At 70.9% G+C, this 8033-nt stretch carries 8 protein-coding genes and 1 pseudogene; 5 read left to right on the forward strand and 4 right to left on the reverse strand.

The features are described from left to right. Nucleotides 1-674: hypothetical protein (locus TN53_RS48755; protein ID WP_234441814.1), on the forward strand; the 674-nt coding region annotated here is incomplete at its 5' end. A 13-nt stretch (nucleotides 675-687) separates the two neighbouring features. On the opposite strand, the gene TN53_RS39755 is transcribed toward TN53_RS48755, so the two are convergent. Next, nucleotides 688-1248, reverse strand: coding sequence for a GNAT family N-acetyltransferase (locus TN53_RS39755; protein ID WP_046263731.1), 561 nt, complete (start codon nucleotides 1246-1248; stop codon nucleotides 688-690). 32 nt (nucleotides 1249-1280) lie between these two features. Then, nucleotides 1281-2072 (reverse strand): alpha/beta fold hydrolase, encoded by a 792-nt coding sequence (locus TN53_RS39760; protein WP_046263732.1) that lies wholly within the window; start codon nucleotides 2070-2072, stop codon nucleotides 1281-1283. Nucleotides 2073-2307: 235 nt separating this feature from the next. Here TN53_RS39760 and TN53_RS39765 point away from each other — a divergent pair, with 235 nt between their 5' ends. The 3 genes from TN53_RS39765 to TN53_RS39775 all read left to right on the forward strand — a co-directional run bounded on the left by TN53_RS39765 (nucleotide 2308) and on the right by TN53_RS39775 (nucleotide 4092). Beyond that, on the forward strand, nucleotides 2308-2805 hold the full coding sequence (locus TN53_RS39765; RefSeq protein ID WP_046263733.1) for a hypothetical protein: 498 nt from the start codon (nucleotides 2308-2310) through the stop codon (nucleotides 2803-2805). Nucleotides 2806-2899: 94 nt separating this feature from the next. Next, nucleotides 2900-3202 carry a hypothetical protein gene (locus TN53_RS39770; RefSeq protein ID WP_046263734.1) on the forward strand — a complete coding sequence of 101 codons (303 nt, stop codon included), beginning with the start codon at nucleotides 2900-2902 and terminating at the stop codon, nucleotides 3200-3202. Nucleotides 3203-3345: 143 nt separating this feature from the next. Then, the gene (locus tag TN53_RS39775; protein ID WP_159038249.1) at nucleotides 3346-4092 is read left to right on the forward strand and encodes a hypothetical protein; all 747 of its coding nucleotides are present in this window, start codon (nucleotides 3346-3348) and stop codon (nucleotides 4090-4092) included. A 105-nt stretch (nucleotides 4093-4197) separates the two neighbouring features. Here TN53_RS39775 and TN53_RS39780 read toward each other — a convergent pair whose 3' ends face one another. Further along, nucleotides 4198-4557, reverse strand: coding sequence for a VOC family protein (locus TN53_RS39780; protein ID WP_046263735.1), 360 nt, complete (start codon nucleotides 4555-4557; stop codon nucleotides 4198-4200). Nucleotides 4558-4650: 93 nt separating this feature from the next. On the opposite strand from TN53_RS39780, the gene TN53_RS39785 reads away from it, so the two are divergent. Continuing rightward, the gene (locus tag TN53_RS39785) at nucleotides 4651-6135 is read left to right on the forward strand and encodes an alginate lyase family protein (protein ID WP_420719163.1); all 1485 of its coding nucleotides are present in this window, start codon (nucleotides 4651-4653) and stop codon (nucleotides 6133-6135) included. A 200-nt stretch (nucleotides 6136-6335) separates the two neighbouring features. Here TN53_RS39785 and TN53_RS39790 read toward each other — a convergent pair. Then, a pseudogene (locus TN53_RS39790) lies at nucleotides 6336-7829 on the reverse strand (MFS transporter). Between the last annotated feature and the right edge of the window lie 204 nt (nucleotides 7830-8033).

The following is an 8033-nucleotide window of genomic DNA, read 5'->3' on the forward strand; positions in this document are numbered from 1 at the left end:
TGTGTGTGCTGGGGCTTGCGGCCTGCGGGTCCCCGCGGGCGGGAGACAAGGGGCCGACCGCCCAAGCCGAGGGCCGGGTCGCCGCCGCCCCCGCAACCCCCGCCCCCCCCCCGACCCCCCCCACCCCCGCCTCCGAGGAGACCGAGGGCGCGGACGTCCTCCCGTTCATGGAACTGCTTCTCGACATCGCCGAGCCGTGTCTGCCGGCGGATCTCCCCACCTCATTGCCGCCGGAGGAGTTGGAGGATCTGGAGGAGGCGGAGGCGAGGGAGCCCGGCGGCACGGTCCCGCCCGAGGAGCCCCTCCCCGTGCCGGACTACCCGGTACCCACCAGCGAGTCCAGGGATCCCGAGGCGGCCAAGAAGGAGACGGAACTGAGCTCCGTGGAGAAGTGCGAGGCCCCTCTCCACGTCGACCGCATCACCGAGGCCCTCAAGAAGACCCCCGACCCGACAGCGGCCCAGGTCGCCGAGACACTGCACGATCTCGGCTACATCGCAGAGCGCGTCGACATGCCCCGACGCGCCGCCGATCACGTCGAGTTCACCCTCGACCTGCGCGTGATGGACGGCCAACTGTGCCTGTCCGGCAGCACCACCGGCACCAGGACGACCATCGAGGCGTACGGCGGCTCCCCGGAGGTCGAGTGCCAGGACGTGCGGCGCACGAGCTGACCGACGGGAGCCCTCAACGCCCCCAGTCGGCGCGGGTGAGTTCGTACTCGACCTCCCCGTGCTCAGACCCCTCGATCGCCTCCGGCCACTCGCTGCTGAACCCCCGTACGAACCTCAGCCCCGCCTTCTCCATCACCCGCCGGGACCCCGCGTTGACGGTCATCGTGTTCGCGGTGACGCGCTCCACGCCCAGCTCGCCGAACCCCTTGTCGATCAGCGCCCGGCAACCCTCGGTGGCATAACCCCGGCCCCACACGTCCTTGTTCAGCCGGTAACCCAGCTCCACGACCTCGGCACTGTGCTCCTCCAGTGGCCGGAACTCGAACCATCCCAGGAAGGCGCCCGTCGTCTTCTCCTCGGCGGCCCAGAAGCCGCGGGTGCCGAGGCAGGGGTGGTCGTGGAGGAGGTGCGGGAGGGAACGGGTGCGGATGGCGTCGAGGGAGGTCGGCTTGCCGCCGTTGAGGTAGCGCATGACGTCGGGGTCGTTGTCCAGCGCGAACAGGGCCGCGACATCGGCGTCGGTGTCGGTGAAGGCGCGCAGCCGCAGCCGTTCGGTGGTCAGGAAGACATCCATGGCGCGATCCTCGTCATCGTCCGGCAAACACGTCAGCGGCCGTTCGAGTGGTGCCCCAGCGGCCTCGTGAACTCCTCGACGGCCTGCGCCAGTTGTTCCGGCTCTTCCAGGTGGACGTCGTGACCGGCCGCCGCCACCACCGTCACCCGTGTGTCCGGGCGCAGCTCCCGCATGTCGGCGGCCTCCGTCGGACGCATCGTGCCGTTCTCGCCCTGGACCACGAGTGTCGGGCAGGTGATGCGCGACCACTCCTGCCAGTAGGCGTTCTCGGCCAGTTCGGCCAGTGAGTCGACCATGCGGTCCCGGTCGAAGCGCGGATGCCAGCCGTCCGCGCGTTCCTCCAGCCCCCTCGCCCACCCCTCGTGACCGAGGAAGCCCTCGGCCTCCGCGAGGGACCGGAACGGCGTCGGCCAGCCGTCCAGCCATCCCCCGATCTGCGCCGGTACGTCCGGACTCGGACCGGCCGGACCCGCCTCTACGAGGATCAGCGCGTCCACCAGTTCCGGGCGGGCGGACGCCAGCAGCATCGCCGTATGGCCGCCGAGGGACTGGCCGATGAGGGTTACGGGTCCCAGCTCGAGTTCCTCGATCAGGGTCGCCGCGTCCTCGACGTAGGACGCGCGGGTCACTTCGGGCGGGTGGCGGGTGCTGGCGCCGTGGGCGCGGGCGTCGTACGACACCACGCGGAAGCCGGAGGTGAGGAGGCGCGGGATCAGGGCGTCCCACTCCCCCATGTGGCCGGCCAGGCCGTGCAGGAGGAGGGCGGTGCGGGGCGCGCCGGGGCGGGGGTGGTCGCGGTAGGCGACGCGGGTGCCGTCGGGCATGGTGACGTGGTTCAAGGTGCCCCTGTTTCTCTGTGACGGCCCGTCTCCGCGGCAGGCGGCAGCCTGTCCGTCTCCTATGACTGGCCGCCCGTCTTCTATGACTGGCCGCCCGTCTTCTATGACTGGCCGCCCGTCTTCTGTGACTGCCCTGTTGCCGGAACTGTGGGCTCCGCCACAGCCGTAGAGATCGTGCGCTGTTGGACTCGGCGTTCAGGAGATCACACCGGGGGGCGCGATGGCTTGGCTGAGCATGCTGTTGTTCGTGATTGCGGCGATCACAGCCGTCGCCCTCACCGGGTACGGCTTCGGCCGCCTGGCCGACCATGGCCTACGGCGGTCCGGTCTCCCGGTGATACTCCGCAGCGTCGCCGCGCTCGCGGGTGCCGCCGCGGTCGCCCTCTACGCCCTCGGGCTGCTGGGGGTCATCGGCGCGATCATGACGGCGCAGGACGGGGGCACGGACTCGGCCCCGCCGCAGTCCTGCCGTACGCCGGGCTGGTGGGAGCGGCACGAACAGGGCATCGAGATCGTCGACTGGTCGGTGAGCTACCTGCCGCTCGGGTTCGTGTGCGAGACCAGCGACGGCGGGAGCTACGACAACGGTGACGTGCCGGGGTACGTCAATCCCGCCGCCCTGGGCCTCGCCCTCTCCGCCGCCGGATGCGCCGTCGGCTCGGGATACGCGACGGAGCTGCGCACCCGCAGGCGCGAGGCTCTGCGGGAGGGCCGGTAGGAGTGCCGGTGGGAACGCCGTTCGGGGGCGGCGTTAGCCTCGGGACATATCGAACGTGATCGCCAGAAGTGACACCAGTTCTCAGGAGGCAGGCATGGCGAAGGTTCCGAGCGCGGTGGTCGCGGCGGGCGGGCTCGTCGGTGGGTACGGCGTGGCCCGTTGGACCGGGAAGCGGCAGCTGGGCGGGGTCGTGCTGGCGGTCGCCGGGGCCGCGGCCGCGCAGCAGTGGCGACGGCAGGCGGGCGGGAAGGCCGCGGGTGCGCTGTCGGCCGCGTATGTCGCCGGCTTCGCGGGGTCGCATCCGCTGGCCAAGAAGGTGGGTGCCTGGCCCGCGGTGTTCGGGGTGGCGGGTGCGGTGGCCCTGGCGTCGTGGGCGGTGGCGGACCGGCGGGGCTGAGGGGCGCCTGTCGCCGCCTCTCCGGCAGAGGCCGCCCGGCGCCTATATCGCGCGCCGTGAACGGGCCCTCGCCGGTACCGTCTCTTCCGGACGAACGGGCCCTCGCCGGTACCGTCTGGTCCGGCACGAGGGGGATGGGCAGGATGAGGCTGGGGATCACGGAGCATCGGGTGCGGCTCGGTCCGGAGGAGTACCGGGTGCTGCGTACGACCGGGCTGCGCCGTGCGCTGTGCGGTGACACCGGGCACTGGCTGGACTTCCGGGTGGACCGCGAGGCCGCGGCAGAGCTGGCGGCGGCCTGGCTGCTGGCCGCACGCTCGCCCCGCTCGCTGGTGCACGTGCCGCTGCGGAAGCGTGGCGAGCGGCCTGTGGGTCCTCATCCGCCCGAGCCGCATCAATCCCGTGACCTGCTGCTGGTGCATCACTCCCGGCAGTTCCCGGCCTCCCGCTGGAAGGCGGTCCGGGCCCGGCTGGGGCACGGCAGCCCGCACACGGTCGAATTCCGCCGGGCCGACTTCCCCGCCGGCGAGGACCGCCCCGTTCCCGGTGCCCATCACGCCGAGTTCCGCGACCGGGTCCGGCTGACCACCGCCGCCGACACCCTCGTGCTGAGCGGCAGCGCCGTGCCCTTCGCGGATGCCGCCGCGGACTTCCTCGACCTGGCCGACACGGGGCCCGGCTGGGACATCCGATGGCGCGGGTCCGGCGGGCACGCGTGCGCCGAACTGCACCCGGCCTCCGGTCTGTTGGACCGTTCGGTGCCCCTGATGCATGTCGAGTACTGCCCGGACTGGGAGCCGGCACCGGCAGGCGGCCAGGGCCCACGCCGATCCGTCAGAAGGGCCCTGAGCGGGTCGGGTGAATTCCTCTACGGTTCGGCGGCGCCCTGAAGGGGCGCGGGGCCGTATCACTATGCGGCTCCGCCGCGGGGCGCGACCAGCCACGACGGCGCCGCGCACGGCCGACGGCGCATCGCGGCTCTTCCCGCGGAGCGCTCAGCTCCGGTGCGTCAGCACGTTCACCACCTGCCCGTTCGGGTCCCGCACGAAGAAGCGCCGTACGCCCCACTCCTCGTCCCGCAACTCCCGTACGACGTCCGCGCCCGCGGCCACGACCTGCGCGTACACCGCGTCCACGTCCTCGACCTCGACGCTGAGGTCGGGCACTACGGGGGCCGTGCGTTCCTCGGTGAAGAAGCTGATCTGGGCGGTGGGGTTGGCGGGTGAGGCGAGGGTGACGACCCACCCCATGTCCATTACCTCGCGGAAGCCGAGGAGGCCGTAGAAGTCACGGCTGGCCTTCATCGCCTCCTCCGACTCGACCTGGAAGTCGGGCATGATCCGGCGGACGGTCATGGGTACGTCTCCTCGCAGTCGCCGTCGACTTTCTGTTATCTCCGCTCCCACCCTCGCGTCTCCTGACCGTCCCCAGCCACAGGCACGCGAGGAATGACGCACGTGACTTCGACTTCACTGATCAGCCGCCGCACCATGCTCAAGGCAACCGGAGCCGTCGGTACCGTCGGAACCTTCGGCGTCGGTACGACCCTGCTGGCGCCGCCCGCCTCCGCCGCCGGCTCCGGGTACGCGCACCCGGGTCTGCTGCACACCGGCGCCGACCTGAGCCGTATGAAGTCCAAGGTGAAAGCGGGCGCCGCGCCCTACACCGCCGGGTACGCCCGACTGACGGCCAACCGGCATGCGCAGAGCGGCTGGACGCCCAACCCGCAGGCGAGCATCACCCGCGGCGGCACCGGCCAGAACTACGCGATCCTCTACAACGACATCCACGCCGCGTACCAGAACGGCCTGCGCTTCCACGTCAGCGGTGACGGTGCCCACGCCGACACCGCCGTGGCGATCCTCAACGCCTGGTCGGCCAGGCTCACCACGCTCGCCGGCAACGCGGACCGGTTCCTCGCCGCCGGGCTGTACGGCTACCAGATCGCCAACGCCGCCGAACTCGTCCGTGACCACCCGGACTTCGAGCTCGACCGCTTCAGGGAGATGCTGTCCGGGGTCTTCGCGCTGCTCAGCGACAGCTTCCTCGTCAAGCACAACGACGCCGTCGTCTCCAACTACTGGACCAACTGGGACCTCGCAGCCATGTCCTGCGTGCTGGCCACCGGCATCTTCTGCGACGACAAGGCCCAAGTCGGCCGCGCGGTCGACTACTTCAAGCACGGCGAGGGGCTCGGCTCGATCAGGAACGCGATACCTGTCGTGCACGACGACGGGCTCGCCGAGTGGTTGGAGGCGGGGCGTGATCAGGGGCATGCGCTGCTCGGGGTCGGGCTGATGGGCACGTTCTGCGAGATGGCGTGGAACCAGGGCATCGATCTGTACGGCTATGACGACAGCCGCTTCCTCAAGGGGGCGCAGTACGTGGCGAAGTGGAGCATGGGTGGGGAGGTGCCGTTCACCGCGAACACGCGTGCCAAGGGGGCCGTCAACGGCTGGTCGGGGTCGGAGACGGTGGCCGGGGCCGCGGGGGTCGATCCCGCCATGACCCGGCCCATCTGGGCGATGATCGCCAACCACTACACCAAGCGGCGGGGGGTCTCCGCCTCGTACCTCACCCGGATCGCCGCGAAGTCCGGGCCTGAGGGTGGGGGTGGGGACTACGGGCCCAACAGTGGGGGGTACGACCAACTGGGGTTCGGGACGCTGGCATTCACGCGGGACAGGTCGACGGCGTCCGCGAGTCCGTCCGCCACGGCGTCCGGTGCGGCATCGGACCCTCGTCCGCAGACCGGCTCCTCCGCGTCCGCGTCCGCGTCGGCGTCCGCAACTCCGGCTTCCGGTAAGGACCTTGCGGCCACCGGGTCCACCGACGTCGTCGCCTGGAGCGCCACGGCGGGGATCACTGCGGTCGCGGGAGGCCTGCTTCTGCTGCGCCGCCGGGACAAGGTCCGCCGCGGGACCGCCGAGTAGGCACCCGGTGCGTGCCGGATTTGTTTCGCCCCCGCCGCCCTTACCCGTCCCGTCCCTGGGGGCTGCCGCCCCCAGACCCCCGCTTCGGCCCTGTAGGGGCCTCGTCCTCAAACGCCGGACGGGCTGAAATCAGCCCCTCCGGCGTTTGAGGAGCGGGGGTCCAGGGGGCGACGGGGGCGAAACACCCCGGCGCTCAGCGCCTACGGGTGGGTGGGGGATCGGGACGGCAGTCCCGCGGCCACCGCCGTCAGCGGGCGCGCGACGTCCTCCAGCGACCGCCGCTCCGCCTTCACCGCCAGCACCGCCGCCACCAGCCCCGCGATGCACATCAGGGCCGCGCCGATCTGGAAGGCGAGCACGGTGTCGCCCACGTGGCCCGTTTCCGTCAGGTTGGCGAAGATGAGCGGGCCGCTGATGCCGCCCGCGGCTGTGCCGAGGGCGTAGAAGAAGGCGATCGACATCGCGCGCGTCTCCATCGGGAAGATCTCGGAGACCGTGAGGTACGCACTCGACGCACCCGCCGACGCGAAGAACAGCACCGCGCACCAGCAGGCCGTCAGCGTCGTCGCGTCCAGCACGCCGCGGTCGAACAACCACGCCGTACCGAAGAGCAACAGCCCCGACAGCAGATACGTCGACGAGATCATCACCCGGCGACCGACCGTGTCGAACAGCTTGCCGAGCAGCAGTGGGCCCATGAAGTTGCCGATCGCGATCACCGCGAAGTAGTAGCCGGTGCTCCCGGTCGGGACGTCGTAGAACGTCGTCAGGATCGCCCCGAAGCCGAAGGTGATCGCGTTGTAGAGGAACGCCTGCCCGATGAACAGGGCGAACCCCAGCACCGCGCGCCGCCGGTACTTCGAGAACACCGTCCGGGCGATCTCCACGAACGTCACGCTGCGCCGCTGATGGATCGTGAGCTCGGCGTCCGGGGACGGCGGCGCCAGTGACTCGCCCCGCTCCGCCTCCACCCGCTCCTCGATCGAGGAGACGATCCGTTCCGCCTCCTCGTCCCGCCCGTGGATCAGCAACCACCGTGGACTCTCCGGGACATGACGTCGTACCAGCAGGATCACCAGCGCCAGCACCGCGCCCAGCGCGAACGTCAGCCGCCACCCCACGTCCTTCGCGAACACGGACGTGTCCAGCGCGACGATCGACAGCAGCGAACCTCCCACCGCGCCCAGCCAGAAGCTTCCGTTGATCATGAGGTCGACCCGCCCCCGGTACTGAGCCGGGATCAGCTCGTCGATGGCCGAGTTGATCGCCGCGTACTCGCCCCCGATCCCGAACCCCGTCAGGAACCGGAACGCGAAGAACCACCAGGTGGAGAAGGAGACCGCGGTCAGCGCGGTCGCCGCGAGATACACCGCCAGCGTGATCATGAACAGCTTCTTGCGGCCCCACTTGTCCGTCAGCCGGCCCCAGAAGAGTGCCCCCGCGCACGCCCCCGCCACATACAGGGCCGCCGCCATCCCGGTCACCTGGCCGGAGGAGATCGGCAGCCCGCTCCCCGGTTCCGACAACCTCCCCGCGATGTTGCCGACGACGGTCACCTCCAGGCCGTCGAGGATCCACACGGTGCCCAGTCCGATGACGATCGTCCAGTGCCAGCGTTACCATGGCAGGCGGTCGAGTCTCGCGGGGATGTTCGACGTCACGGTCCGGCCGGTCTCGGCCTCGGCAGTGGTCATGGGCTCCCTCCTCATCGAGTGAGAACCCGGGCCGGGTGCCCAGAAAGGGCCCGCCCTACGCCCGTCAGAAGCCCGACCCGCTCCCGACCCGCGCCTGCCCTACGCCCGCCCCCCCCTGCGCTTGCCCCCCAAAATGTAGAAAACCCGGTCCCGCCGAATCTGCTGGTCCCCCGAAGCGCACATGGAATACGCGAGGTACTGCAA

It is taken from the genome of Streptomyces sp. WM6386, from assembly GCF_000972385.1.
Lineage (GTDB): Bacteria > Actinomycetota > Actinomycetes > Streptomycetales > Streptomycetaceae > Streptomyces.

What these genes read in the sequence shown, in the direction of transcription:
- TN53_RS39770 (WP_046263734.1), top strand. Translation starts at nt 2,900, where the DNA reads ATGGCGAAGGTTCCGAGCGCGGTGGTCGCGGCGGGCGGGCTCGTCGGT.
- TN53_RS39785 (WP_420719163.1), top strand. Translation starts at nt 4,651, where the DNA reads ATGACGCACGTGACTTCGACTTCACTGATCAGCCGCCGCACCATGCTC.
- TN53_RS39765 (WP_046263733.1), top strand. Translation starts at nt 2,308, where the DNA reads ATGGCTTGGCTGAGCATGCTGTTGTTCGTGATTGCGGCGATCACAGCC.
- TN53_RS39760 (WP_046263732.1), bottom strand. Translation starts at nt 2,072, where the DNA reads ATGCCCGACGGCACCCGCGTCGCCTACCGCGACCACCCCCGCCCCGGC.
- TN53_RS39775 (WP_159038249.1), top strand. Translation starts at nt 3,346, where the DNA reads ATGAGGCTGGGGATCACGGAGCATCGGGTGCGGCTCGGTCCGGAGGAG.
- TN53_RS39780 (WP_046263735.1), bottom strand. Translation starts at nt 4,557, where the DNA reads ATGACCGTCCGCCGGATCATGCCCGACTTCCAGGTCGAGTCGGAGGAG.
- TN53_RS39755 (WP_046263731.1), bottom strand. Translation starts at nt 1,248, where the DNA reads ATGGATGTCTTCCTGACCACCGAACGGCTGCGGCTGCGCGCCTTCACC.